Below are 26,296 nucleotides of genomic sequence, written 5' to 3' on the forward strand. Positions count from 1 at the left end.
GTCCCGGGAGGGCAGCGGTCCGGGGAGGAACGATCGGTCCTCCCCGGACCGGTGAACGCGCCGGACGGGCTACAGCCCGAACAGCGCCTGGTGGAGCTGGTGCTGCGCGCCCCGGACGAAGAGCCGAAGCTCGCCGCCGTAGACCACCGCCGCCGGCACCGACCGTGCCCCGACGGGACCGGGCACGCTGACCCAACCCGACCAGGCCGCGGTGCTGAGGTTGTAGCGGTTGGTGCGGATGGTGCCGCTGGTGCCCTGGGTGAACAGGTGCAGGTCGCCGCCGTAGCTGGTGGCGGCCGGTGCGGACTTCGCCCCGGCGGTGCCGGGCACCGTGGCCCAACCCGACCAGGCGTCGGTGCCCAGCGTGTAGCGGTCGACCCGGACGGCGTCGCCCGCGCCCCGGGTGAACAGGTGCAGGTCGCCACCGTAGACGGTGGCGGCGGGTCCCGACTTCGCCCCGGCGTCGCCGGGGACGGTGGTCCAGCCGGAGGCCGGCGGGAGCTGCGGTCGGCCCCAGTTCTGCGCCGGTGCCGCCGAGGCCGGCGCCGCGACCAGCGCGGTGGCCCCCATAACGAACACCAGCAGACGGCTCAGCGTTCTCGCTGGATGAGTCAGATGCACATGGGCTCCTTCATGGACGATCGTTGCAGGACCATACCTGCCCCGGCGGGACCGCCGAGTGCCCCGAACGGTGCCCTGCTCAGGTGTGACGTGCCGCGTCGTCGTCAGGTTTCACGAATCGCGCAGGCGAGGCGGTCAGCATCTTCGGCTCCGTCGCGGTCGGGCGTCACTGGCCGTGCCAGGAGCGCCAGAGCGACGCGTACACGCCGTCGGCGGCGATCAGCTCGTCGTGGCCCCCGAACTCGGTGATCCGGCCGTCCTCCAGCACCGCCACCCGGTCGGCGTCGTGCGCGGTGTTGAGTCGGTGCGCGATGGCGATGACGGTCCGCCCGGCGAGTATCGCCGCGAGCGCCCGCTCGGTGCGCCGGGCGGTCGTCGGGTCCAGCGCGGCCGTCGCTTCGTCGAGGATCAGCGTGTCCGGGTCGGCCAGCACCAGCCGGGCCAACGCCAACTGCTGGGCCTCCGCCGCACCGAGGCCCCGGGCACCGTCGCCGAGTTGCGTGTCGAGGCCGTCGGGCAGGTCGGCGTGCCAGTCCGCGCCGACCGCGTCCAGGGCGGCGCGCATCCGCGCGTCGGTGGCGTCCGGGGCGGCGAACGCGAGGTTGTCGCGCAGCGAGCCGATGAAGACATGGTGCTCCTGCGTGACGAGCGCGATCCGGCGACGCCGTTCTGCCGGGTCCAGGTCGGTGACTGCGACGCCGCCGAGGCTCACCGCCCCCTCGTGCGGGGCGTCGATCCCGGCGAGCAGCCGGGCCAGGGTGGACTTCCCGGCACCCGAGGGCCCGACGACGGCGAGGCGCTCCCCGGGCTCGACCGCCAGGTCGATGCCGTGCAGCACCTCGTGGCCCTCGGCGTACGAGAACCGCGCGCCCCGCACCACGAGCCGCCGCCCGTGCGGCGCGTCGGCCCGGCCGCGCGGCTCCGGCGGCACCAGCCCCACCCCGAGGACCCGGGCGAACGAGGCGATGCCGCGCTGCGCCTGCTCGACCCACTGCAACAGCCGGTCCAGCGGGTCGACCGCCTGCTGGAGGTAGAGCGCGGCGGCGACCACCTCGCCGAGGGTCACCATGCCGCGCGACAGGAAGACCCCGCCGAGGAGGAGCACGGCGGCGATCGGTAGCGCGTAGCTGCCCTCCACCCCGGGGAAGAACACCGACCGCAGCGCGAGCGTGGCCCGCCGCGCGGCCCACACCCCGGCGATCCGTCGGGTGCCGTACGCGACGCGGTCGGCGCCCAGGCGCAGCGCCTCGATCGTGCGCGCGCCCTCCGCGGTCGTGGTCAGCGCCTCGGTCAGCTCCGCCGTCGCCGCCCCCTCGGCGAGGTAGGCGGGCCCGGCCCGGCGCAGGTACCAACGGGTCACCACCCAGATCGACGGCAGCCCGGCCAGCGCGACGAAGCCGAGCAGCGGGTCGAGCAGGAACACCGCCGCGAACAGCAGGATCAGGTGTGTCCCGGCGATGACGACGGTCGGCACGACGTCGCGTACGGTGGTGCCGACGGTCGTCACGTCGACCGAGCTGCGGGTGGCCAGGTCGCCGGTGCCGGCGCGCTCGACCACCGACACGGGCAGGGCGAGCATCCGGGAGACGAACTCCTCGCGCAGCCGGGCCACGGCCCGCTCGCCGAACCGGTGCCCGGCGTACTGCGCGTACCGCGACAGCATGCCCTGCGCCAGCACGCAGGCGGCGATGGCCAGCGCCAGGCGGTCCACGGCGGCGCCGCCCGCGCCGCCGGAGACCTCGTCGACGATCCGGCCGAGCAGCCACGGCGCGCCGAGCCCGGCGACCGTGGCGGCGACGTGCAGCGCCAGCACGACGGCCACGGCCCGCCGCTCCCGCGCGATCAGGTCGAGGGCGGCCCGGCGTACGGCAGCAGGGCCCGCCACCGGAAGCTTCCTCACCGCCGCGCCCGCCCGCCCTCGACGGCCTCGTCGTGCTCGCCCTCGGCGCCGTCGGTGCGGGACACCAGCGCGCGGTATCCCCGGTCCCGGTCGAGCAGGTCGGCGTGGGTGCCGGTGGCGACGATCCGGCCGGCGCTCAGGTGCGCGACGGTGTCGGCGTGCCCGAGCAGCAGCGGCGACGTGGCCAGCACGACCGTGGTGCGTCCGGCCCGGGCCTCGCGCAGGCGCTGCGCGATGCGCGCCTCGGTGTGGGCGTCCACGGCGGACGTCGGGTCGACGAGGATCAGCACCTCCGGCTCGGCCAGCAGGGCGCGGGCGAGGCGCACCCGCTGCCGCTGACCGCCGGAGAGCGTCCGGGCCCGGGCCCCGACCGGGGTGTCGAGGCCGTCGGGCAGCGCGTCGGCCACGTCCTGCGCCGACGCGACGTGCAGCGCGGCCCGGACGTCGGCGTCGTCGCCGGCTGCGTTGTCACGGGCCGCCTCGGTGCCGGCCGCGGCGGTGCCCGTGCCGTCTGCCGTCTCCGGGCCCGCGTCGCCGGCCGCCGCCCGGCCGCGCAGGATCTGCCGCAGGGTGCCTGCGAAGAGGTACGCGTCGTGGTCGGCGACGAGGACCCGGGCGCGCACCTCGTCGAGGTCGACCCCGGCCAGCGGCACGCCGCCCCAGGTCACGTCGCTGGCGGCGTACCGGCCGAGCCGGTCGGCCAGGGCGACGGCCTCGGCCGGGTCGTCGGCGGCGACCCCCACCAGCCGGCCCGGCGGCACCACCAGCCCGGTGGCCGGGTCGCGCAGCTCGGCGGGGTGCTCCGGCGCGGTCGCGGTCACCGGCCCGCCGGCCCGGTCGGGGGTCAGCCGCAGCAGGCCGACGATGCGGCGGGCCGCGACCCGTCCCTGGATGAGCAGGTAGCTGCCCTCCAGCAGGAACCAGACCGGCACGACGAGGACCGCCGTGTAGCCGTAGACGGCGACCAACTGCCCGACGGTGATGTCGCCGTTCGCCGCCGTGCGCGCGGCGAGCCACACCACGGCCGCGAGGAAGAGCCCCGGCATGGTCAGCGTCAGCGCGTCGATCCAGCTGGCCACCGCGCCCACCCGGTAGCCCTCGCCCAGCAGGGCCCGGGAGCGGGCCGCGTACCGGCGGGCGAACAGGTGGCGACCGCCGACCCCGGCGAGCACCCGCAGGCCGGCGACGATGTCGTCGGCCCGGGTGGTCAGCTCGCCCTGCTGCTGCCGGTAGGCCGACTCCGCGCGTTCGAGCCGGCGCAGCAGCGGCCCGACGGCCACCGCGATCGCCGGCACGCCCAGCAGCACCAGCGCCGCGAGCGGCGGATCCACCGACCAGAGCAGCACGGCGACGACCCCGTACGCGATGACGGCACCCACCCCGGGGCCGCTGAGCGTCAGCACGTGCGAGGTGCGCACGATGTCGTACCCGCCGACCGTGGCGACGTCACCCGCAGCGAGCCGGCGGGGGAGCACCGCGCCGATGCGGGCGAGCCCGTGCAGCAGTACCTCGGCGGAGCGGGCGCTGGCGTCCTCCCGGATGAACGTCATCGTGCGGTGCCGCATGATGCCCACCCACGCCAGCCCGAACCCGGCCGCCACGATCACGGCCACCCACCACAGCAGCGTCCGCCCGTCGCCGGTGCGCAGCCCGTCGTCGATGGCGCGGGAGACCAGGTAGGGGCGGACCGACAGCCCGACCATCCACACCGTCCCGAACACGCTGCCGCGCAGCACCCGCCACGGCTGGCAGCGGATCAGCCACCAGACGTAGCGCAGTGGCCCCGACGTGTCGGGGACACCGGGCTCGGGGTGGGGGATCCGGGGAGGCACCGACCCAGGCTAGCGACCGCTCTGCCCGCTTACCGCCCCGTTTCGGGCCCCTGCCGGCTGACCTCGATCAAGCTGGCGAACGCCTCGTCGCCGCCGGCCCGGGCGCCGCCGGCGGGCCCGAGGGCTCCCGCCGGCGGCGAGGGGTCGATCAGCCGACCCCGACGTGGCGGGTCGGCGGGCGCGTCACAGCACGGCGCACGGGGTGCCGTTGAGGGTGAACGCGGTGGGCAGGACGTTCGGGCCGGCGTACGCGCCCACGAAGCCGGCGCTCGTGCTGCCCCCGCCGCCGGCGATCTTCGGGTTGTCGGCGGTGTTGGTGACCGTCACGGTCCGGCCGCTCTGCGCCCAGGTGGCGCTCCAGCCGCTGTCCACCCGCTGCCAGGTGGTCGGCCAGGTGAAGGTGAGCGTCCAGCCGTCGATCGGGTGCGTGCCGTTGTTGACGATGTCGACGGTGCCGACGTACCCGTTGCCCCAGTCGTTGGTGTCGCGCAGGCGCACGCCGCACGTGCTCTCCGCCGGTCCGGCGGTGGAGAAGGTGACCGGCGGCGACGACCAGGAGAGCCGGCCGGCGCCGTCGCGGGCCAGCACGTTGAGGGTGTAGCGGGTGCCCGGCACGAGGTTGCCGACCGCGAACGAGGACGCGGTGGTCTCGCCGAGCTGCTCGCTGACCGCGCCGTTCTGGCGGTACACCTCGTACTTGAGGGGCCCGCCGGCTGCGGGGGGCAGCGCGGGCCAGGAGACCGTCGCGCCCCGGTCGGTGACGTCGGCGACGGTGGGCTGCGCGGGCGCGCCCGGCGCCCCGGTGACGACCGCGTCCGGGCGCAGCACGAGGGTGGTCAGCGAGTACGGCGGCAGGGTGCGGCTGGTCGCGCTGCCGGACTGGCTGGTGGCGACGGCGGTGGCGCCGTTGGTGAGGGTGTGCACGGTGGGCGCGGCGGCCGACGGGGCGAAGCCGGCGTAGTCGATGGTGACCGGGCGGGCGTTGTCCGGGTCCTTGTTGACCAGCATGACCGCGAGGTCCCCGTTGGGCCGGCGCACGGCGTGCGCGGTGACCAGCGCCTCGCTCGTGCCGGCCCGGACGAACTGGCCGCCGTCGCCGGCGAGCAGGTTCATCATGGACAGCCCGTGGTACGGGGCGAACGGCGTGTTCAGCGGCGGCTCGCACACCGTGCCGTCGGTGGTGCAGCCGCCGCTGGAGAGCATCCCGTAGTCGCCGTAGTCGGTGTGGCCGGCCACCTCGGAGACCGTGCCGATGCCGTTGTGCACGTTCCACCACTGGACCGTGAACACTCCGTTCTCCAACAGCTCGCTGTACGCGTCGGCGAGGAAGAGCGCGCCCGGCTGGGTGTTCTGGCCCGTGCCGACGTTCAGCTCGGTGAAGCTCATGCCGATGCGGGCGGCGTTCGGCCCCGCGTACCGGGCGATCTGCTGGCGTAGCAGGTGGGCCGCCTCGTCGATGTGGGCGGTGCGCTCCAGCGACTCGGCGGCGGTGCCGCCCGGGTACCAGTGCACGTCCACGAAGTCGATCTTCGGCCCGGCGATCGACAGCACCGCCTGGTTCCACGGGCCGGGGTCGGAGCCGGCGGTGATCCCGTCCGGCCAGTTGCCCGGCATGGTCAGCACCGCGCCGACCTTGATGGTCGGGTCGACCGCCTTCATCGCGTCGGCGTACTCGACGACCAGGTTCGCATAGTACGTCGCGCTCTTGTCCGGGTGGTTGTCTGCCTCCCAGCCCGAGCCGTAGTGGCCGTTGCCGTAGTTCTCGTTGCCGATCGTCCAGTACTTCGCGCCGTACTTCTTGGTGACGTTGGCGTACCGCACCCAGTCGGCGGCCTCGGCCGGGGTGCCGGTGCCGTAGTTCGCGATGATCATCGGCTGGGCGCCGACCCGTTTCGCCCCGGCCATGAAGGTGTCGAAGTCGGTGTTCGGGGCCACGTACCCGCCGGGCGCGGTGTGGTCCTTCCAGTGGTAGATGTCGGCGTACGAGCCGCCCGGGTAGCGCAGCATCTGGACGCCGGCCGCGCGCAGCAGGTCCGACGTCTCGTTCGTGCCCAGGTTCGTGTCCCAGATGGCGTGGTTGACGCCCAGCGCGGTGTTCGGCACGCCGGCCAGCCCCGCCTTGGCGTTGACGGTGACGGCGACCGGGTCGACGGCCGCGCCGACGGCCGGGGGGCTGATCGCGGCGAGGGCACCGGCGGCGAGCAGCGCGCTCGCCGCGAGGGCCGTCCAGCGGCGTCGGCCGGGCCGCGCCGGGCGCGGCGGTGGGGTGTGACGCGGATACCCGTACGTGCTCGGGTTGTTCATGCGGTTCCTTCGTTGACCACGGGCAGAGCCCCGCCGGGTCGGCCGGCGGGCTCTGGGACGGACTGATCTGGCGTTGGTCGCAGATGTCGTCGTCCCCCGGGAGGCCGCGCCGGCCACCGGTTGCCCATTGGACGACGGTCAGCCCCGCGCGCGGCTGGTCATCGACGCACAAGAATCTCACGGCGGTGCCCGGATGCTCAAGGCGTTGCCGTCCGGCGTGGCGGGCCGGCGCTGGTGTTTGTCCCGGGCGGCCGAGTCAGCGCGGCGACGCGTACGCCAGGGGCAGCGGCGTGGGCTGTCCCTCCCACGTGCCCGTCAGTCGCGCCCCGGGCAGGCCGGGATCGTCGCCGACCCGCCGCAGGACGGCCAGTTCGACGGAGCCGGTGACGATGCGGGTCGGGTCGCCGTCGTCGACCCGGTCGACCGCGCCGATCCCCGGCACGCCGGCCAGGCCCGCCCCGTCGACCGCGATCCCCATGCTCGGCGCCCGCTCCTCGCGCCGGCCGTCCACCTCGAAGTGCTCCCGCGCCTGGCCGGTGCCGGCGAGGATCGCCCCGGCCAGGGCCGCCGCGTAGACGGGGTCGCCGCAGGCGTCGTACACCCAGCGTCGCCCCAGCACCGAGTGCTCGCAGGTGCCGACGAGCCACGCCTCGGCCCCGCCCAGCGGCGCGCCCCGGTAGGTCAGCGGCACCTGGTGCACGGGCCCGCGGCCGGCCCGCACCAGCAGCGTCTCGATCCCCACCTCGCCGGCGGGATCGTCGAAGCGGTACGCCGCGACGCGCTCGACGCCGGCGTCGGTGTCCCCCAGGAACCACGCACGACGGGGCAGCCAGGCCGACAGGAGTTCGAGCTTCGTGGGGCGGATCTCCGCCCGGTGCAGCAGCGCCATCACCGGATCATAGGCAACCCGCCGCCGCGTACGCCCGGGCGCAGCGGTGGCGGGTTGTCGCCGCGTGGCAGCCTCGTACGCGTGAGTACGCTGGTTGCACAACTTCCCGCGCTCCTGGGCGTCCTGCTCGGCACCCTCGGCACCGTGCTGGCGACCACAGTGGCCGATCGGGGCAGATGGAGACGCAGCCAGGGCGTGCGGTGGGACGAGCGCCGGCTCGACGCGTACGCCCAGTTCGCCCGGGTGGTCAAGGAGATTCAGGCGGTATCGGTCCGGGCGCTCGCCGACGCGCCGGGGGACGCCTACCCGGCGGGAGCGGACCGCGACGCCGCGCTCGCCCGACTGGCCGACGCGGATGTCCGGCACACTCTGGCCTGGGAGGACGTCCTGCTGCTCGGGGACGCTGCGACGGTTCGCGCCGCCCGAAACTGGCGGGACGCGGTCTGGGCCGTCGAGAACCTCGCCCGGGGCCTCGCCAGGGACGACAGGTCCCTGGCCGACCTGCTGCACCGCGCCAACGACGGACGCGACGCGTTCTACCTGGCGGCCCGTGACAGCCTGGGGGTGCGGGGCGGCTCCGTGGCGCAGTCCGACTTCCTGCGGCAGCGACTCGAAGCCGGCCGGTGAGCCGTCCCACCCGTGTTGATCAAGAGGCACCCCTCGCCGTGACTGGTTCAAGTCGTCCCGCAGCTCCGACAACGCCAACTGCGTCGAGGTGCGGCTCGGCGGTGGCGCGGTCGGCGTACGCGACTCCAAGGACGTCGCGGGCCCGGCCCTGGCCTTCGCCGGGGCGGCGTGGGGGAGCTTCGCGGCCGCGTTGAAGGCGGGCCCCGCCCGTTCGCGCTTCGACGGATGCGCGACACCGGCGTGGCAGACTTTACAACGAAAACCGTTTCCAACAAGATGTACGCGGCCGCCACCGCAACAGGACGGGAGTCGTTGATGGGTCACCTGCTGGTCATCGAGAGCTGGGTGGGCGCGATGAGCGCCCTGCTGCCGAGGGCGATCCGGGAGGACGGCCACCGGTTCACGTTCCTCACCCGCGACCTGCACCACTATCTGCGGGCGACGCCACCCGGCGAGGTCCACCCGTTGCTCGCCGCCGACAACGTGGTCACCGCCGAGACCAACGAACCGGCGGCGCTCGCCGAGCACGTCGCCCGGCTGCACGCCGCCCTGCGCTTCGACGGGGTGCTCACCTCCTGCGACTACTACCTGCACACCGCCGCCGAGGTCGCCGCCCACCTCGGGCTGCCCGGCCCGGATCCGGCGGCCGTGCGCCGCGCGTACCGCAAGGACCTGGCCCGCGAGGCGATGCGCCGGGCGGGCCTGCCCGGGCCGGCGTTCGCGGTCACCGACGGCTGGGCGGACACCGTGGCCGCCGCCGAGCGGCTCGGCTTCCCGCTGGTGGTCAAGCCCGTCGACCTGTGCGCCGGGATGTACGTGCGCGCCGTCGCCGACGCCGCGCAGCTGCGGGCGGCGTACGACGCGATGGCCGGCTTCGGCGTCAACGCCCGCCGGCAGCCCCGGGTGCCACTGGTGCTGCTGGAGGAGCTGCTCACCGGCCCGGAGGTGAGCGTCGAGACGGTCACCTGCGACGGCGTCACCACGGTCGTCGGGGTCACCGACAAGAGCCTCGCCGGCGCGCCCGCGTTCGTCGAGAGCGGGCACATGTTCCCCGCCGACCTGCCCGACGGCGACGCCCGCGCGGCCGCCGACACCGCCGTCGCCGCGCTCGCCGCCGTCGGCCTCACCCACGGCGTCGCCCACACCGAGCTGCGCCTGACCCCGGCCGGCCCCCGCGTGGTCGAGGTCAACCCCCGGCCCGCCGGCAACCAGATCACCGAACTCGTCCGCCGGGTCACCGGCATCGACCTGCCGATGGCGTACGCCCGGCTCGCCCTCGGCGAGCGCCCCGACACCACGCCGGTCGACACCGGGGTACGCAGCGCCGCGATCGCGTTCCTGCTGCCGCCCAGGGCCGGCACCGTCGACGCGGTCACCGGCACCGACCGGCTGGCCGGCGATGCGTCCGTCGTGGACTGGGCGGTCAAGCCCGCCGGGCACCGCACCGGCGACGCCAGCAGCAACAACACCTACCTCGGCCACGTCATGACCGTCGACACCGAGGGGCCGGGCGCCCGGGCCCGCGCCGAGGGACTGGTCGCCGCCCTCGACGTCCGGTACGCCGACCAGCTCGCCGGGGTCGCCGCGTGACCGCCCCGCCCGCCGGCCCCGCCGTCACCGCGGCAGCCCACGACAGCCTCGACGACCTGATGACGGCGGTGCTCGCCGGCCGGCTCGGCCCCGACCCGGCGGGGGAGCGGGTCAGCGTCGGGTTCGTCACCCGACAGGGTGCCCGGCACGCCGGCCGCGCCCGGGGCTACCGCAACCACGTGCTCAGCCTGCGGGTCGGTGCCGCCGTCGGCTCCTGCGCCGTGGAGCCCGGCGAGCTGCCCGACGACGTCGCGTACGACTGCGTGGGCGGCACCGTGGCGCGGCTGCTGGCCCACCCGAGCCTGCCGGTGCGGGTCGCCGCGCTCGACGCGTACCTGATGGGGGTGCGCCCGCACGCGGGCGCGGCGACCGACGTGGTGACCGTGCCCGCCGGGACGTCGCTGGCCAAGTCGGCCGCCCGCGCCGCCGCCGTGGTCGACCTGCTCCCCGTCGAGCCCGGGCGCACCGTGCTGGTCGTCGGCGTGGTCAACTCCCTGCTCGACGAGCTGCGCCGGCGCGGCCTGCGCTACCTGCCGTGCGACCTGGCCGGCGGGCGCACCGAGTGGGACGAGCCCTGCCTGCCCGACGCGGCGGCGCTGCTGGAGGGCTGCGACGCGATCCTCGCCTCCGGCATGACCCTGGGCAACGGCACCTTCGCGCCGCTGCTGGGCCACGCCCGGGCGACCGGCGTCCCGCTGGTGGCGTTCGCCCAGTCCGGCAGCGCGGTGCTGCCGTGGTTCCTCGGCGCCGGGCTGACCGCCGTGTCGGCGGAGCCGTACCCGTTCTTCTGGCTCGACGGCGGCCCCACGCCGATCTACCGCTACCGCGCCGACCGGGAGGGCCGATGACCGCGCCGCAGCTGCTCAACCTGGTCGGCGGCACGCCGGTGGTCCTCGTGGACGCCCCGCTGCCGCACCCGCACCCCGGCTTCCGGGCCAAGGTGGAGTGCCTGAGCCCCGGCGGGATGAAGGCCCGCGCCGCCGTGTCCATGCTGGTCGGGGCGCGCTCGCGCGGTGAGCTGGCCCCGGGGGTCCCGGTGGTGGAGTCGACCAGCGGCACCATGGGCGTCGGCCTCGCGTTCGCCGGGCAGGCCCTCGGCCACCCGGTGGTGCTGGTCGTCGACCGGGAGCTGGAGCCGTCCATGCGGGCGCTGCTGCGCGCCCACGGGGCCCGGCTGGAGGTGGTGGACGCACCGCACCCGGTCGGCGGCTGGCAGCAGGCCCGCCTGGACCGGCTGCGCCGGGTCCGGGCCGCGCTGCCCGGGGCGTACTGGCCCGACCAGTACCACAACCCCGACAACGCGGCCGGCTACGCCGGGCTCGCCGAGGAGATCGTCGCCCAGGTCGACGCCGTGGACACGCTGGTGTGCAGCGTCGGCACCGGCGGGCACAGCGCAGGCCTGGCCCGCGCGCTGCGCCGGCACTGGCCCCGGCTGCGCCTGGTCGGCGTGGACACCGTCGGCTCCACCATCTTCGGCCAGCCCGCCCGCGCCCGGCTGATGCGCGGCCTCGGCAGCAGCATCCACCCCCGCAACGTCGACTACGCCGCCTTCGACGAGGTGCACTGGGTCGGCCCGGCCGAGGCCGTGGAGACCTGCCGGCGGCTGGCCCGGCACGCGTTCGTCACCGGCGGGTGGAGCACCGGCGCGACCGCCCGGGTCGCCGCCTGGGCGGCCCGGACCCAGCCCGGCGCGCGGGTCCTCGCCGTCTTCCCCGACGGCCCGCACCGCTACCTCGACTCCATCTTCGACGACGAGTACTGCGCGGTGCGGGGGCTGCTCGGCCCCACCCGGGGCCACCCCGTCGAGATACCCCACCCCCGGGCGGTGGAGGTCACCCGGTGGAGCCGGTGCCGCACCGTCATCGACCCGCACCGCCGGACCGCCGAGCCGGCCCGAGGACAGCGGGTGCCGGCATGATCCTCGACTGGCGGGTCTACCCGCTGCCGCTCGCCGAGCCGCTGCGCATCTCCCGGTCGGTCATGGCCCGCCGCGACGCGGTGGCCGTGCGGCTGACCCACGACGGCGTCACCGGCCACGGCGAGGTCGTCACCAGCACGTACCAGCGCCTCGACCTGGGCCGCATCGACGAGGCGCTGACCGCGCTGCGCCCCCGGGTGACCGGGCACGCCGACCCGGAGGCGCTGCGCGCCGACCTGCCGGCGCTGGCCGCCGCGCTGCCCGAGGTGCCGGGGGTGCTGGGCGCGCTCGACGCCGCCGTGCACGACCTCGTCGGGCAGCGCGCCGGTGTGCCCGTCTGGCGGCTCGTCGACGCCCCCGCGCGGGCCACGGCCGCGACCGCGTACACGATCGGGCTGGTGCCGCCCGCCGACGCCGCGGCCGCCGCGCGGCGGCTGGTGGCTGCCGGCTTCACGGTACTGAAGCTCAAGGCCGGGGCGGACGACGACGTCGCCCGGATCACCGCCGTGCGCGCCGCCGCCCCGGCGGCCCGGCTGCTGCTCGACCCCAACGGGGCGTGGACGCCCGAGCGGACCGTCCGGGTCCTCGACGCCGTCGCCGCCTGCGCCGTGGACGCCGTCGAGCAGCCCGTCCCGCCCGGCGACCCGGACGCCCTGGCCTGGATCGGCGCGCGGGTCACGGTGCCCGTCGTCGCCGACGAGGACGTCGCGACCGTCGCCGACGTGCACCGCCTCGCCGGGGCCGTCGCCGGGGTCAACGTCAAGCTCGCCAAGTGTGGCGGGATCACCGCCGCACACCGGCTGATCGTCGCCGCGACCGGGTACGGCATGGATGTCATGCTCGGCTGCCTGGTCGCCAGCACGCTCGGCATCGCCCCGGCGCTGCACCTGGCCGGTCACGCCCGCTGGGTCGACCTCGACGGGCACCTGCTGCTCGCCGACGACCCGTGGACCGGCATCGGCGGCGCCGACGGCACCCTGCGTACCCCCGACGGGCCCGGCCTCGGCGTGCGCCCGGCGCAGGCCGCCCACCCGGCGCAGGCCGCGCACCCCGCGCAGGCCGCGCACCCCGCGCAGGCCGCCCACCCCGCGCAGGCCGCCCACCCGGCGGTGGCCCGATGACCGCGACCTGGACGACGCTGCGCGGCTTCCCACCGGCGATCCGGCTGCTGGTGGTCAACCAGCTCGGGGTCAACGTCGGCTTCTACATGCTGCTGCCCTACCTCGCCGGCTACCTCGCCGACGACCTCGGCCTCTCCGCCGCCGTGATCGGCCTGGTGCTGGGCGTGCGCAACCTCAGCCAGCAGGGGATGTTCCTGCTCGGCGGGTCCGCCTCCGACCGGCTCGGCGCACGCGGGGTGATCATCGCCGGCTGCGCGCTGCGCGCCGTCGGCTTCGGCGTCTTCGCCCTCGGGGTGTCGCTGCCGGCGCTGCTGGCCGCCTCCGTGCTCTCCGGCCTGGCCGGCGCGCTGTTCAACCCGGCGGTGCGGGCCTATCTCGCCCAAGCCGCCCCGGACCGGCGCGCCGAGGCGTTCGCGCTGTTCAACGTGTTCGCCAGCGCCGGGGCCCTGCTCGGGCCGCTGATCGGCAGCGCACTGCTGCTGGTCGACTTCCGGGCCGCCGCCCTCGCCGCGGCCGGCGTGTTCGCGGCGCTGACCGTGGCGCAGGCCCTGGTGCTGCCGCCGCAGCCGGCCCGCAGCAGCGGGCAGAGCGTGCTGGGGGACTGGCGCGAGGCCGTCACCGACCGTCGGTTCCTCGCCTTCACGCTCGCGCTCAGCGCGATGTTCGCCCTCCAGAACCAGCTCTACCTGGTGCTGCCCGTGCAGGCGGAGGAGTCCGGGGGGCATCCGCTGGCCGTGGCGTCGCTGTTCGTCGTCTCCACGGTGGTGACCCTCGCCTGGCAGGTGCCGGTCACCCGCTGGCTGCACCACCGTCTCGCCAGGGGCCCGGCCATCGCGCTCGGCCTGGCGGTGATGGGCGGGGGATTCCTACTGCCGCTTGCGCCGGTCGACGGCCCTGCCGGCCCCGCCCGGCTCGCGCCGGTGCTCGGCGCGGCCGTGCTGCTCGCCGTCGGGGTGATGATCGCCCAGCCGTTCGTGCTGGAGCTGATCCCGGCGTTCGCCCGCGACGGGCTCACCGGCACCTACTTCGGACTGTTCTACCTGGTCTCCGGGGTGGTCGCCGCAGCCGGGACGACCGCCGTCGGCCGCGCCATGGACGACGGGTCCGACGCCGGGGTGCCGGCCGTGGCGTGGTTGCTCTGCGCCGGGCTGGGACTGGCCTCCGCAGCGGCCGTCTGGGCGCTGCACCGCCGGGGCCGGCTCGACCCGGCGCCCGCGCCCGTCGCGTCGGCGGTGCCGGCATGAGCGGGGGAGCCGGCGGCGCCGGGGCCAACCTGCTCACCGACAACCCCGAGCTGTACGAGGCGCAGTTCCCCGACCCGCGGCACGCCGCCGCCGGTTTCGTCGACGACCTGCTGTGCCGTCACGCGCCCCCCGGCCGCCGGCTGCTCGACGTCGGCTGCGGCACCGGCCGCGACGCCGGGCGGCTCGCGCAGCTCGGCTGGGCGGCCACGGGCATCGACACGTCGACGGCGATGCTCGCCCACGCCCGCCGCCGGCACCCCCGGGTCCGGTTCGTGGCCGCCGACATGCGCGGCTTCGACCTCGACGCCCGGTTCGACGTGGTGACCTGCCTGGACAGCGCGATGCTCTACTGCCACACCAACGCCGACCTCACCGCGTTCCTGGCCCGCTGCCGGGCGCACCTGACCCCGGGCGGGCTGCTGCTGGCCGAGATGCGCAACGGCGCGTTCTTCCTCGGCAACACCGAACTGCTCGACGGCACGTCGGTGCGCACCGTGACGTGGCGCGGCATCGCGTACACGTCGCGGACCCGGCTGTGGATCGACCACGCGGAGCAGCTGCTGCGCCGGGAGCGCGCCTGGACCTGGCCCGGTGGGCCCGAGCCGCTGGTGCAGACCTCGGCCTGGCGGCTGCTGTTCCCCCAGGAACTGCGGCACCTGCTCGACACCGCCGGCTTCGATGTGCTGACGTTGTTCGATGGACCGGGTCCGCGTACCGAACCGCCGTGGCGGCCCGACGCGGCGCTGTCCACCGCGCTGCGCGGCGACCGGCTGCACCTGGTGGCCCGCCGCCGACCCGACCCGGCCTGACCCGCCGGCCGACACCGCTGCCGGCCCGCCCTCACCCCTGCCGCGCCGGGCCGGCCCGACCGGCCCGCGCGCGCCCCGACATCCCACCTCCCGGAGGACACCCCCATGACATCCGCCATCCCCACCCCCGCCGCCCGACTGACCCGGCGCGGCCTGCTCGGCGGCGCCGCCGCCGTGTCGGCCACCCTGCTGACCGGGTGCGGCGCCGACGCCGCCCCCGACACCGCCTCCGACCAGCCTCGCCGGGGCGGGCGACTGCGTGCCGTGTTCGCCGGCGGCGGCGCGCAGGAGACCCTCGACCCCCACCTGGCGAACCTGTTCAACGAGGCGTCCCGGGCCAAGGCCATGTTCGACAAGCTCGCCGACTACGGCCCCGACGTGTCGATCCGGCCCCGCCTGGCCAGCGGGTGGGAGCCCAACGCCGACCTCACCCGGTGGCGGATCACCCTGCGCGAGGCCACCTTCCACGACGGCCGCCCCGTGCGGGCCGCCGACGTGCTGTACAGCTACGCCCGGATCACCGACCCGAAGCGCGCCTTCCGGGCCAGGGCCAGCCTGGAGCTGATCGACCTGCGCGCCAGCCGGGCGATCGACGACCGGACCGTCGAACTCGCGCTGCGCCGGCCGTTCGCCGAGTTCCCCAACGTCCTGGCGGCCTTCGGCGCGTACGTGGTGCCCGAGGGGGCCGACGCCTTCGACCGGCCCGTCGGCTCCGGCCCGTTCACCTTCGGCTCGTTCCAACCGGGCCGGTCCCTGCTGCTCAACCGGTACGCCGACCACTGGGACGGCGCACCGCACCTGGGCGAGCTGGAGTATCTCATCGCCAACGAGGAGTCCGCCCGGATCAACGCGCTGCTCGGCGGGCAGGCCGACTACGCGCACGACGTCACCCCCACCACCGCCCGCACCTACGCCGGCGACGCGCGGGTGCAGATCACCCGGATGGCCAACAGCACCATGCAGGCCCTCGCCATGAAGGTCGACCGGCCGCCGTTCGACAACCGGGACCTGCGCGAGGCGATGTTCCTGCTCACCGACCGCCAGCAGCTCGTCGACACCGTCCTGTCCGGCGCCGGCCAGGTCGGCAACGACCTTTACGGCAAGGGCTACCAGCACTACGCCGACGACATCGCCCAGCGCGTTCCCGACCTCGACCGGGCCCGCTTCCTCGTCGACCGGGCCGGCGCCCGGGGGCTGCGGATCCCGCTGGACACCGCCCCCGTGGCCAGCGGCTTCGTGGAGACCGCGAGCGTCTTCGCCGAGCAGGCCCGGCAGGTCGGGCTGACCGTCGAGGCGCGCAGCGGCAACAAGGACACCTACTGGAAGGACATCCTGACGGGCGGGGTGCTCGCCTGCTACCGTTCGGGAGCCATGCCCATCGAGACTCATGTATCCCAGCGGCTGCTGAGCACGTCCACCACGAACGCCACCCGGTGGCAGCGCCCCGACTTCGACGCGCTCTACGCCCGCGCCGTGTCCAGCGCCGACGAGCAGACCCGCCGGCAGGCGTACGGCGACATGCAGCGCGTCCTGCACGCCGAGGGCGGCTTCCTGGTCTGGGGCTTCGCCGACTTCCTCGTGGCGACCAGCCCCCGGGTCGGCGGGGTGTCCGCCGCCGCCCCGGCCAACACCCTCGACTGGGCGCGCTTCGACAAGGTCTGGCTGGGTTGAGCCTGCCCCGCTACGCCGCCCGGCGGGCCCTGATCGGGGCCGGGCAGGTCGTCGGCGTCGCCACCGTCGTGTTCGTCCTCACCGAGGCGCTGCCCGGGGACGCCGCCGTGGTGATCGCCGGCGACCAGCCCGACCCGGCGCGCATCGCCCTCCTGCGCGACCAGCTCGACCTGGACCGGCCCGCCTGGCAGCGGTACCTGGACTGGCTCGCCGACCTGGCCGCCGGCGACCTCGGCGTCTCCCTGGTCTCCCAGCGGCCGGTCGCCGGGGTCCTCGCCGCGGGCGCCGCGCCCACCGTGCTGCTCGCCGCCGCGACCCTGCTGCTGCTCGTCCCGCTCTCCGTCGGGCTCGGGGCGCTCGCGGCACGGCGCGAGGGCGGTCGCCTCGACCGGGCGCTGTCCACCACCGCCGTCGGCCTGTACGCGGTGCCGGAGTTCGCCCTGGCCCTGCTGCTCGTCGCGGTGTTCGGCATTCGGCTGGCCTGGTTCCCGCCCACCGCCGTCGGCACCGGAGGCGACCTGCTGTCCCGGCCCGCCGTGCTGGTGCTGCCCCTGGCGGTGCTGCTGGCCCGGCCGTTCTGCTCGCTGAGCCGGCTGACCCGCGCCGGCATGATCGAGGCGATGCGCGCGGAGCACGTCGCGCACGCCCGGCGGCTCGGCGTGCCCGAGCGCCGGCTGCGTCTGGTCCACGCCCTGCCCAACGCCCTCGCGCCCGTCGCCCAGCAGCTCGCCCGCACCACCGACTGGCTGCTCGGCGGGGTGATCGTCGTGGAGGCGGTGTTCGTCATCCCCGGCCTGGGCACCGCCCTGGTCGACGCGGTGACCGCCCGCGACGTCCCCACCGTGCAGGGGCTGTGCGTGCTGGTCGCCGTGACCGCGGTGACGGTGAACCTCGTCGCCGACCTGGTGGCGTTCCGGCTCGCCCCGCGCGCCGGGGTGGCCGCGTGAGCCCGGCCGGTCGGCGCCACCGCACTCGGGGTCGGCTGCGCCTCGCCGTCGGCGTCGCGCTGCTCGCCGTACCCCTGCTGGTCGCCGTGGTGGGGCCGGCCCTGGCCGGCGACGCGGCGACGCGCGGGCGGCCGTTCGACCCCGGCGGCGCGTTCGGCACCGACTTCGTCGGGCGCGACGTGCTGCGCCAGGTGCTGCTCGGTGGGCGTTCCGTGGTCGGCGTGGCGCTCGCCGCGACCGCCCTGGCCTACCTGGTGGGGGCGCCGTTGGGGCTGCTCGCCGCGCTGACCCGCCGCCGGTGGGTCGACGAGCTGGTCATGCGCCCGCTGGACCTGCTGCTCGCCGTGCCCTCGCTGATCCTGCTGATCCTGCTGGCGGCCACCGCGCCGCGCGGGCCGGCCACCCTGGTCGGCATCGTCGCGCTGATCGGCCTGCCCGAGGTCGCCCGGATCAGCCGCGCCGCGGCGCTGCCGCTGGCGCACGGCACGGCCATGGAGGCGATGCGGCTGTACCGGGAGACGTGGTGGCGGCGCGCCGTCGGCCACGTCGTGACCGGCAGCCGGCGGGTGCTGCTCGCCGACGCGGGCGTGCGGTTCATCGGCGCGCTGTACCTCGTGGCCACGGCCAGCTTCCTCGGCGTCGGCGTCGCCCCCGACGCCGCCGACTGGGCGGTCATGGTGGACCGCAACCGTGCCGGGCTGCTGTTGCAACCCTGGTCGGTGCTGGCGCCCGCCGCGCTCCTCGTCGCCCTCGCCGTCGGCGTCAACCTCGTCGCCGACCGGCTGCTCGCCGCCCACGACGGTGCCGCCCACGACGGTGCCGCCCACGACGGTGCCGTGCGCGACGGTGCCGTGCGCGACGAGGCATCCCGTGGCGGTGCTGTCAGCGACGGTGCCTCCCGTGACGGGGTTCCCCGCCGCGCCGCGCCGGGGCCGCGCGTCCCCGCCGCCCGAGCGCCTCTCGACGACGGGGTCGCCGTGCCGGCCGTCGACGGTGCCGCCGCCGGATGCACGCCGGCGTCCCCGGTGGACGCCTGCCCGGTCCGGGTGGCCGGCCTCGGTGCGGAGGTCGCCGGGCGTCGCCTGCTCGCCGGGGTCTCGTTCACGGTGGCGGCGGGGGAGGTGCTCGCCCTCGTCGGCCGGTCCGGCAGCGGCAAGACCACCGCCGGCCGTGCGCTGTTGGGGGAGGCCGGCCCCGGCGTACGGCTCATCGGCCGGGTGCAGGTGGCCGGGCGTCCCGTGTCCCCGGCGACCCCACCGCCCCCGGGCTCCGTCGGATACGTCCCGCAGCAGCCGTCGGCGGCGCTCAACCCCGTCCGCCGGGTCGGCGCGGTGCTGCGCGAGGTCGCGGTGCGCCACGCCCCGCCGGTGCAGCAGGCACCCGACGGCCTGCCGGGCGACGAGGCGGTGGCCCGCGAGGCGGCTGCCCGGCGTTCGGTGGTTCGGCGGGCGGTGGTTCGGCGGGCGGTGGCCGACGTGTTGGCCCGCGTCGACCTGCCCGCCGACCGGGAGTTCCTGCGGCGCTTCCCGCACCAGCTCTCCGGCGGCCAGCAGCAGCGCCTCGTCATCGCCCACGCGCTGTTGGCCAGGGCGCGCGTCCTGGTCGCCGACGAGCCGACCACCGGGCAGGACAGCCTCACCCGCCGCGACGTCGCACACGAGCTGCGTGCCCTCGCCGACGCCGGGATGGCGGTGGTGCTGCTCAGCCACGACCTGCACCTGGTGCGCGCCGTGGCCGACCGGCTGGTCGTCCTGGACGCCGGTGCGGTCGTCGAGGCCGGCCCGACGGCCGAGGTGCTCGCGGCGCCCCGGGACGAGCGTACACGCCGCCTGCTCGCCGCCGCCCCGGCCGCGCCGCGCACCGCCGCCCCGCCCGGAGCACCGGCGCTGCACGTGACCGATCTGATCGCCACCCACCGCGCCGGCGCCCGCCGCCGTACCGTGCTGCGCGGGGTCACCACCGCCGTCGCCCCCGGCGGGTGCCTCGCCGTGGTCGGCCGCTCCGGCAGCGGCAAGACGACGCTCGCCCGCTGCGTCGCCGGGCTGCACCCGCCGCGCGGCGGAACGGTCGGCCTCGGCGGCCGACCGCTGGCCGGGACCCTCGACCGGCGAACCCGCGCGGACCTCGCCGCCGTCCAGTACGTCTTCCAGGACGCCCGGGCCAGCTTCCACCCCCACCGGTCGGTGCTGGAGCAGGTGTCCCGGGCCGCCGTGCGGCTGCGCGCCCTGCCGCCGGCCCGGGCCCGCGACGCCGCGCGCCGCGTCCTCGGTGAGGTCGGGCTCGAGGCGGACGTCGTCGCGCGTCGACCCGACCGGCTCTCCGGCGGTGAGCTGCAACGCGCCGCCCTGGCCCGGGCGCTGCTGGCCGAGCCCCGCGTGGTGATCTGCGACGAGATCACCTCGGGGCTGGACACGGTCAGCCGGGACCGGATCGTGGCCCTCGTCGACCGGCTGCGCCGCACCCACGGGCTGGCCCTCGTGGTGATCAGCCACGACCGCGACGTCGTCGCCCGCCTCGCCGACCACGTCGTCGTCCTGGACGCGGGGCGGATCGTCGAGGCCGGGCCCGCGCCCGACCTGCTCACCACCGCCCGGCACCCGCTGACCCGGGCGCTGCTGCACCCGTCCGAGGTCGGGATCGGGCGGTGACACCACCGGGCGCGGCCGGCGGTCGGGTGCCGGGGTCAGGCGGAGTCGGAGCGGCCGGTGGTGGCCGCGACGAGGACGACGCCGACCCCGGCCACCCCCGCCTGCACGATCACGTCGACCAGGCGGAACCCCTGGCCGTCCGCACCGGCGAGGCGGGCGACGACGCTGCCGGCCAGGGCGGCGACCACACCGACGACGAGGGGCAGCCACAGCGGCGCGCTCCGGCGGCCCGGCACGGCGAGCCGGCCGAGCGCCCCCACCACGAGCCCGACGACGACGGCGCTGACCAGCACTGCGACGGTCATGCCCGCTGCGCCGACGGGCGGGCACCCACCTGGCCGGCCGATGCCGGGCGACGGCTGCCACCCCCGTCGCCCGGCACGACCGCCCGGCCGACCGGCGGTGCCACCGGGCCGGGCCGCTCGGGGGACCCGGCCGCCGCGTCGCCGACGACGATCGGCAGCACCTGGTCCAGTCGGGCCGTCTGCAGGATGCGCCGGATCCGGGGGTTCGGGTCGCGTACGGTGAGCACCGCGTCGGCGCGGGTCAGCCGCCGGTGCACCTCCAGCAGGAACCCGATGGCGGCGGCGTCGACGTGCCGGCAGGCGGACAGGTCCACCACGACCTGGGCGGGACGCAGCGCGAGCAGCCGGTCGAACACGGCGCCGGTCTCCGGCAGGCAGGCCAGGTCGAACCCGGTCACGGCCACCTCGACCAGGGGGATCGTGCACTCCCGGCGTGCCAGTGGCGTCGTCACGGCCGTACCCCTCTCCTTCGCCCGACCGGTCCCCGCCACCGTGCCGGCCGGGGTTGGCGGGCACCGCGCGGACGTGTGTCAGTTGCGTGACAAATTCGTCGCACGCGGGGCACGATTGGCCGCCGGGCAACGGCCTTGGGGATGATGCCGTGATGACGGCCGTACTGGTGATCGAGGACGACGACCGCATCCGGCTGGCGCTGCTGCTCGCACTGGAGGACGAGGGCTACGACGCCCGGGGCGCGGCGACCGCCGAGGAGGGGCTGCGCGCCCAGCGCCGCGACCCCGCCGACTACGTCCTGGTCGACCTGATGCTGCCCGGGCTCGACGGCTTCGAGTGCATCCGCCAGCTGCGCCGCGACGACGACGTGCCGATCGTGGTGGTGAGCGCCCGTGACGACACCCACGACATCGTCGCCGCCCTGGAGGCCGGCGCGGACGACTACCTGGTCAAGCCGGTGGCGATCAAGGAACTCACCGCCCGCCTGCGGGCCCTGCGCCGCCGCGCCCGCGCCGCCGTCCCGGCCGCGACCGAGCCGGTGCCGGTCCTCGCGTTCGGTGAGCTGGAGGTCAGCCCCGAGGCGGGCGAGGTGCGCCGGGCCGGGCAGCGGGTGCCGGTGACCCGCACCGAGTTCCGGCTGCTGTGCGAGCTGGCCGAGCACGCCGGCCGGGTGCTGTCGCGCCAGCAGTTGCTGCAGCGGGTCTGGGGCTACGACACCGGCGACGAGCGGCTGGTCGACGTGCACGTCGGCCGGCTGCGGCAGAAGATCGAGTCGGACCCGGCCAACCCCGAGCACCTGGTGACCCTGCGCGGGCTCGGCTACAAGCTGCGCCGATGATCGCGCTGCGCCGGACGGCCCGGCTCCGCCTCGGCCTGCGTGCCCGGGTCATGGCCGCGTTCGCCCTGGGCGCGTTGCTGCTGGCCGCGTCGATGGCCCTGATCTCGTACGAGCTGACCCGCCAGTCGCTGATCGACGAACGGGAACGCACCGCCGTGCGGGCCGCGTACTTCGACGCCACCGTGGTGCGCAGCGGCCTGGACACCGACGCCCCCGACGTGGTGGAGGTGCTACGGTCACTGGACACCGGCAGCAGCAGGCGGGCGCTGCTGCACCTCGACGGCAGGTGGCACGCCCGCATCGCCGACTCGGGCCTCACCGCGGCCATCCCGCCGGAGCTGCAACAACTCGTCGGCTCGGGGCGGCCGGCCGTGCAGCGGGTCCGGGTCGACGGCCAGACCGCCCTGCTGGTCGGGGTGCCGCTGTCCGGCTCGGCGACGTACTACGAGGTCAACTCGCTGTGGGAGCTGGAACGCACGTTCCAGGCGCTGGCGCTGGCCCTGACGGCGGTGGCCATCATCGTGGCCGGCTCCGGGGCGGCCCTGGGCTGGTACGCGACCCGGCACGGGCTGCGTCCGCTCACGGCGGTCGCGGATGCCGCGGAGAAGATCGCCGCCGGTGACGTCACCGCCCGCCTCGACCCGGCCACCGACCCGGACCTGACCCGGCTGTCCACCTCGTTCAACCACATGGTCGACCAGCTGGCCCGCCGGATCGAGCGGGACCGCCGCTTCGCCGCCGACGTCAGCCACGAGCTGCGCTCGCCGCTGCAGACCCTCGCCGCGGCGGCCAGCGTGCTGCAGCGGCGGCGGGCACACCACGACGAGCGCACCGCCATGGCCGCCGGCCTCGTCGCCGACGAGATCGACCGGTTCCAGCGGTTGGTCAACGACCTCATCGACCTGTCCCGCAGCGACCAGCCCGCCCACCGCGCCCCGGTCGACGTGGCCGACCTGGCCCGGCGGGCCTGCGCCGCCCACGACCTGCCGCCCACGCTGGTCCGCCTCGCGGCCGGCACCCCGGCCACCTGGCGGGTGGAGCGACGCCGCGTCGCGCAGGTGCTCGCCAACCTGCTCGACAACGCGGTGCGCTACGGGGCGGGCCCGGTGGCGGTGCGGCTGTCGCGCGACGGCGACACCGGCGTGATCGAGGTCGACGACGACGGCCCCGGCGTGCCGGTAGAGGACCGCAACGCCATCTTCGACCGCTTCGTCCGTGGCCGGGCCGCCCACGCCCGGGGCACCGGCGACGGGACCGGCCTCGGCCTGGCGCTGGTCGCCCAGCACGCCGCCGCGCACGGCGGTACGGTCGACGTCGGCGACCGCCCCGGCGGGGGCGCACGGTTCCGGGTGGCCCTGCCGGGGAGCCTGCCGGGGAGCCAGGCGTGAGCCGCCGCGCCGCCGCGCGAGCCGTGCTGCTGCTCGCCCTGGCGGCGGCGTGCCCGGTGGCGGCCTGCGGGGTGCCGGCCGAGGACACGCCCCGGGTCGTCGAGGCCCCACCCGGGCCGTTCCCGTCTCCCGCGACGGTCGACGGCCCCGCGCCGGCCGGCCCGGTCACGGTGACGCTCTGCTTCGTGCGGGACGACCGGCTGGTCCCGGTGGACCGGCGGGTAGGCCGCGCCCCCGACGCCGACGCCCAGCTGCGGGACCTGCTCGCCGGCCCCAGTGCCGCCGAGCGGGACAGCGGACTCACCAGCGCGCTGCCGGGGGCGATGAGCGCCGGCGTGGTGGGCGTCGCCGACGGTCAGGCGCGCGTGCGGGTCGACGGGACCGGCGACGACACCGGCCGCAGCGACGAGGTGCTCGCGTTCGGTCAGATCGTCTGCACGCTGGCCGCCCGCGACGACGTCGACGCCGTGGCGTTCCTGCGCGACGGCCGGCCCCTCGGGGTGCCCCGCGGGGACGGTTCGCTCTCCGCGCAGCCGCTGACCCCGACCGACTACGCCGCGCTGGCGGTCATCCGCTGACCGTCCGGTCGCTACGCCGCCGGAGCGCCGAGCGCGTCGAGCCGTTGCGCGGTCTCCCGCAGGCCCACCTCGTCGCCGAGCTCCCGTTGCACCCGCATCGTCGCGCGCAGGTCCGCCGCTGCGGCCGGCGGGTCGCCCAGCCCCTCGTGTGCGGTGGCCCGCAGCCGCAGGACGGCAACGGTGAACTTCTGGTGCCGCAGTTCCTCGTTGAGGCGCAGCGCCTCGTCGGCCAGCTCGATCATGCGTTGCCACTGGCCCAGCCCGCCGTGCAGCTCGATCATCGCCTGCATCGCCGACAGCTGGGTGATCAGCACGATGTGCCGGGGCGGGGCGGTCTCCGGCGTGGTGACGATCTCGATCACCTCGGTGTACGCGGCGAGGGCCTCCTCGTACTGGCCGGCGTCGCGCAGCGCCCGCCCGAGCATCACCAGCGACTGCGGCAGCCCCTGCCAGTCCCGTACCGCCCGGAACAGGGCGATCGACTCCTGCGCGTAGCGCAGCGCGACGTCGAACCGGCCCAGCCGGGCGATCGCGTACGCGCAGTAGAAGCGGGCCCAGCCCTGCTGGTCCTCGTCGCCCGCCCGGCGGGCGTGCTCGTAGGCCAGCTCGGCCTGGCGCAGCCCCTCCTCCGGCTCGTTGCGGGGGTAGATGTACGCCCAGGCCAGGTAGCCCCGGTGGACCGCCCGCAGGTGGTCGTCGTCGAGCTGGTCGGCGGCGGCGCCGGACAGCTCGAACACCTCCGCCCAGTGCTCCCAGTGCGCCCACAGGTCGGAGAACCAGTGCAGGGACTCGGCGACGTCGACGACCCGCTGGTGGGCGCCCTCGGCGGCGGCCCGGCGCAGGGCAGGCAGCCAGTTCTCGCCCTCGGCCTGGAGCCATTCGCGGGCGGTGTCGGCCGAGTCCAGCTCGACCCACCGGGTTGCGTCGGGCGCGGGAGCGCCGTACGCGGGCTCGAACCACCGGCCGGCGACGATCGTCGTGTCGAGCAGCCAGTCCGCCGCGCGGCGGTGCGCGTTCGCCCGGTCCTGGGCGGACTCCTCCCGCTCCAGTTCCCCCTGTGCGTAGAGGCGCAGCAGGTCGTGCAGGAAGAACCGCCCGTCGCCGCCCTGCTGGAGCAGGCCCAGGTCGATCAGCTCGTCGAGGGCGTCCTCGGTGCGCGCCGGCGTCTCCTCCACCAGCACGGCGGCCAGCTCCACCGTCGTGGTGGGGCCGGGCACGGCCGCGAGCCGCCGGAACAGCCGCCGACCGATGCCGGAGAGCTGCTGGTACGACAGCGCGAACGCCGCCTTCACCTGAAGGTCGCCGACGGCGAGCGCGTCGAGCCGGTGCTCGTGCGCGGACAGCCGGCTGACCAGGTCGTGGGCCGTCCAGGCGGGGCGGCTGGCCAGCCGGTTGCCGGCGATCCGCAGTGCCAGCGGCACGTGGGCGCACAGCCGGGCGAGCTGGCGCAGCCCGTCGGCGTCCCCGGGCCGGTGCGTGACGATCCCGGCGAGCAGTGCGACGGACGCGGCCTCCGGCAGCGGCTCCAACAGCAGCCGGTGCACGCCCTCGAGGCCGCCGAGCGTGCGTCGGCTGGTCACCACCACCGCCGCCGGGCCCTCCGCCGGCAGGGCCGGGCGCACCTGCGCCTCGTTGGCGGCGTTGTCCAGCACCACCAGGATCCGGCGCTCCCCGACGACGGTGCGCCACAACGCGGCGGCGTCGTCGACGTCCCGGGGGGCCGGCCCGGCACCCGGCTCGACGGCGTGCACGAGCCGGTCGAGCACCGCCGTGGGGGTGAGCGGCCGGGCGTCGAGCCCCCGCAGGTCGAGGAAGAGCTGGCCGTCGGGGAAGGCGTCGGACGTCTCGGCGGCGGCCTGCACGGCCAGGGACGTCTTGCCCAGCCCGGGCGCGCCGCTGACCAGCACCACCGGGGCCGGCAGCCCGGGGCGGGCCGCCCCGACCCGGGCCCGGACGATGTCGAGCTCCGCCCGGCGGCCGGTGAAGTCCGCGACCCGCCGGGGCAGCGGGCACCGCCCCTGGGCCGGCGGCTGCCCGCGGCGGCGTCCGGCCCGGGCCGCGCCGGTCAGCGCCGCGTGCTGCTCGGGGGTGAGGACCAGCGCGTCGGCGATCGCCGTGACCGTGCGGGCCTGCGGGCCCTGGCTGACGCCGCGTTCCATGTCGCTGATCGCCCGGTCGCTGACGCCGGACCGCTCGGCGAGCTGCTCCAGGGTCAGGTCCGCGGCGAGCCGCAGTGTGCGCAGCAGCGGCCCGAAGGCGAGGTCCTCCGCCGGTGGGTCTTCCCGAGGAGCTGCGGTCACCGCCCCATGCTCGCACGCCCCGTGCGGGCCGCCCCGGTCGCGGTCGGTGGCCCCGCGGCGACCCGCCCCGTGGCGCCCCAGGCTGGCGCCCAGGTCTGCGCCCTCAGCTGATCGCTCACTCTCTGCGAAGGTATCGGGGAATCGGTCGCGAGAAGCGGCCGATGTTGCTCTCGGTCACGAATCTCCGACCCCGCCAGACCTTAGACGGGCCCTTTGCTCTGCACCCATCCGCGCAGCACCGCGCCGGAGCTGCTCTTACCCGGAATGGGGCGGGCCCGGGTGTGTGGCGTTCGGTTGCGCTGTGTGCAGCGTT

21 protein-coding genes and 1 pseudogene are annotated in these 26,296 nt (G+C 76.3%); 14 read left to right on the forward strand and 8 right to left on the reverse strand.

Translation table 11 applies throughout. From position 1 onward, the window contains the following. Positions 1-69: 69 nt before the first annotated feature. The 5 genes from ACFT41_RS25905 to ACFT41_RS25925 all read right to left on the reverse strand — a co-directional run bounded on the left by ACFT41_RS25905 (position 70) and on the right by ACFT41_RS25925 (position 7,546). Entirely contained in the window at positions 70-570 is a 501-nt protein-coding gene (locus ACFT41_RS25905) for a hypothetical protein (protein ID WP_377587170.1), read from the reverse strand. Positions 571-787: 217 nt separating this feature from the next. Beyond that, a complete protein-coding gene (locus ACFT41_RS25910; protein ID WP_377587168.1) occupies positions 788-2,521 on the reverse strand; it encodes an ABC transporter ATP-binding protein in 1,734 nt (577 codons plus the stop codon). Then, positions 2,518-4,257: an ABC transporter transmembrane domain-containing protein gene (locus tag ACFT41_RS25915; RefSeq protein ID WP_377587186.1), complete on the reverse strand. Its 1,740-nt coding sequence runs from the start codon at positions 4,255-4,257 to the stop codon at positions 2,518-2,520. Before ACFT41_RS25915 ends, ACFT41_RS25910 begins: the two co-directional genes overlap by 4 nt. 279 nt (positions 4,258-4,536) lie before the next feature. Further along, positions 4,537-6,657, reverse strand: coding sequence for a cellulose binding domain-containing protein (locus ACFT41_RS25920; RefSeq protein WP_377587167.1), 2,121 nt, complete (start codon positions 6,655-6,657; stop codon positions 4,537-4,539). A 256-nt stretch (positions 6,658-6,913) separates the two neighbouring features. Beyond that, the gene (locus ACFT41_RS25925) at positions 6,914-7,546 is read right to left on the reverse strand and encodes a hypothetical protein (RefSeq protein ID WP_377587166.1); all 633 of its coding nucleotides are present in this window, start codon (positions 7,544-7,546) and stop codon (positions 6,914-6,916) included. Positions 7,547-7,627: 81 nt separating this feature from the next. Here ACFT41_RS25925 and ACFT41_RS25930 point away from each other — a divergent pair, with 81 nt between their 5' ends. The 11 genes and pseudogenes from ACFT41_RS25930 to ACFT41_RS25980 all read left to right on the forward strand — a co-directional run bounded on the left by ACFT41_RS25930 (position 7,628) and on the right by ACFT41_RS25980 (position 20,121). Further along, positions 7,628-8,173 carry a hypothetical protein gene (locus tag ACFT41_RS25930; protein ID WP_377587165.1) on the forward strand — a complete coding sequence of 182 codons (546 nt, stop codon included), beginning with the start codon at positions 7,628-7,630 and terminating at the stop codon, positions 8,171-8,173. Positions 8,174-8,216: 43 nt separating this feature from the next. After that, positions 8,217-8,375, forward strand: a pseudogene (locus ACFT41_RS25935) (DUF397 domain-containing protein); the annotation flags it as partial. A gap of 113 nt (positions 8,376-8,488) precedes the next feature. Next, on the forward strand, positions 8,489-9,763 hold the full coding sequence (locus ACFT41_RS25940) for an ATP-grasp domain-containing protein (protein ID WP_377587163.1): 1,275 nt from the start codon (positions 8,489-8,491) through the stop codon (positions 9,761-9,763). Continuing rightward, positions 9,760-10,611, forward strand: coding sequence for a Rossmann-like domain-containing protein (locus ACFT41_RS25945; protein WP_377587162.1), 852 nt, complete (start codon positions 9,760-9,762; stop codon positions 10,609-10,611). Before ACFT41_RS25940 ends, ACFT41_RS25945 begins: the two co-directional genes overlap by 4 nt. Beyond that, positions 10,608-11,681 carry a PLP-dependent cysteine synthase family protein gene (locus ACFT41_RS25950; RefSeq protein WP_377587161.1) on the forward strand — a complete coding sequence of 358 codons (1,074 nt, stop codon included), beginning with the start codon at positions 10,608-10,610 and terminating at the stop codon, positions 11,679-11,681. Before ACFT41_RS25945 ends, ACFT41_RS25950 begins: the two co-directional genes overlap by 4 nt. Continuing rightward, positions 11,678-12,802 (forward strand): enolase C-terminal domain-like protein, encoded by a 1,125-nt coding sequence (locus ACFT41_RS25955; protein WP_377587160.1) that lies wholly within the window; start codon positions 11,678-11,680, stop codon positions 12,800-12,802. Before ACFT41_RS25950 ends, ACFT41_RS25955 begins: the two co-directional genes overlap by 4 nt. After that, entirely contained in the window at positions 12,799-14,046 is a 1,248-nt protein-coding gene (locus ACFT41_RS25960; RefSeq protein WP_377587159.1) for an MFS transporter, read from the forward strand. The genes ACFT41_RS25955 and ACFT41_RS25960 overlap by 4 nt, the downstream gene beginning before the upstream one ends. Then, complete coding sequence (locus tag ACFT41_RS25965; RefSeq protein ID WP_377587158.1) at positions 14,043-14,855, forward strand: methyltransferase domain-containing protein; 813 nt, start codon at positions 14,043-14,045, stop codon at positions 14,853-14,855. Before ACFT41_RS25960 ends, ACFT41_RS25965 begins: the two co-directional genes overlap by 4 nt. Positions 14,856-14,960: 105 nt before the next feature. Then, positions 14,961-16,526 carry an ABC transporter substrate-binding protein gene (locus ACFT41_RS25970; RefSeq protein ID WP_377587157.1) on the forward strand — a complete coding sequence of 522 codons (1,566 nt, stop codon included), beginning with the start codon at positions 14,961-14,963 and terminating at the stop codon, positions 16,524-16,526. After that, positions 16,523-17,473, forward strand: a complete 951-nt coding sequence (locus tag ACFT41_RS25975) for an ABC transporter permease (RefSeq protein ID WP_377587156.1) — start codon at positions 16,523-16,525, stop codon at positions 17,471-17,473. The genes ACFT41_RS25970 and ACFT41_RS25975 overlap by 4 nt, the downstream gene beginning before the upstream one ends. Further along, positions 17,470-20,121, forward strand: a complete 2,652-nt coding sequence (locus tag ACFT41_RS25980; protein WP_377587155.1) for an ATP-binding cassette domain-containing protein — start codon at positions 17,470-17,472, stop codon at positions 20,119-20,121. Before ACFT41_RS25975 ends, ACFT41_RS25980 begins: the two co-directional genes overlap by 4 nt. A 35-nt stretch (positions 20,122-20,156) precedes the next feature. Here ACFT41_RS25980 and ACFT41_RS25985 read toward each other — a convergent pair whose 3' ends face one another. Continuing rightward, complete coding sequence (locus tag ACFT41_RS25985) at positions 20,157-20,426, reverse strand: GlsB/YeaQ/YmgE family stress response membrane protein (RefSeq protein ID WP_377587154.1); 270 nt, start codon at positions 20,424-20,426, stop codon at positions 20,157-20,159. Further along, positions 20,423-20,878 carry an STAS domain-containing protein gene (locus ACFT41_RS25990; RefSeq protein ID WP_377587153.1) on the reverse strand — a complete coding sequence of 152 codons (456 nt, stop codon included), beginning with the start codon at positions 20,876-20,878 and terminating at the stop codon, positions 20,423-20,425. Before ACFT41_RS25990 ends, ACFT41_RS25985 begins: the two co-directional genes overlap by 4 nt. A 152-nt stretch (positions 20,879-21,030) precedes the next feature. Between ACFT41_RS25990 and ACFT41_RS25995 the strand changes: the two genes are divergently transcribed. Genes ACFT41_RS25995 through ACFT41_RS26005 form a run of 3 tightly spaced genes read left to right on the forward strand, consistent with a single transcriptional unit; the run spans position 21,031 to position 23,683 of the window. Beyond that, positions 21,031-21,717 (forward strand): response regulator transcription factor, encoded by a 687-nt coding sequence (locus tag ACFT41_RS25995; RefSeq protein ID WP_377587152.1) that lies wholly within the window; start codon positions 21,031-21,033, stop codon positions 21,715-21,717. Continuing rightward, a complete protein-coding gene (locus ACFT41_RS26000) occupies positions 21,714-23,105 on the forward strand; it encodes a sensor histidine kinase (RefSeq protein ID WP_377587151.1) in 1,392 nt (463 codons plus the stop codon). The genes ACFT41_RS25995 and ACFT41_RS26000 overlap by 4 nt, the downstream gene beginning before the upstream one ends. Next, positions 23,102-23,683, forward strand: coding sequence for a GerMN domain-containing protein (locus ACFT41_RS26005; RefSeq protein WP_377587150.1), 582 nt, complete (start codon positions 23,102-23,104; stop codon positions 23,681-23,683). The genes ACFT41_RS26000 and ACFT41_RS26005 overlap by 4 nt, the downstream gene beginning before the upstream one ends. A gap of 11 nt (positions 23,684-23,694) precedes the next feature. On the opposite strand, the gene ACFT41_RS26010 is transcribed toward ACFT41_RS26005, so the two are convergent. Next, positions 23,695-25,983, reverse strand: coding sequence for an ATP-binding protein (locus tag ACFT41_RS26010; protein ID WP_377587149.1), 2,289 nt, complete (start codon positions 25,981-25,983; stop codon positions 23,695-23,697). Positions 25,984-26,296: the final 313 nt, after the last annotated feature.

It is taken from the genome of Micromonospora sp. NPDC057141 (assembly GCF_042670805.1).
In the GTDB taxonomy this organism is placed as follows: Bacteria; Actinomycetota; Actinomycetes; order Mycobacteriales; family Micromonosporaceae; genus Micromonospora.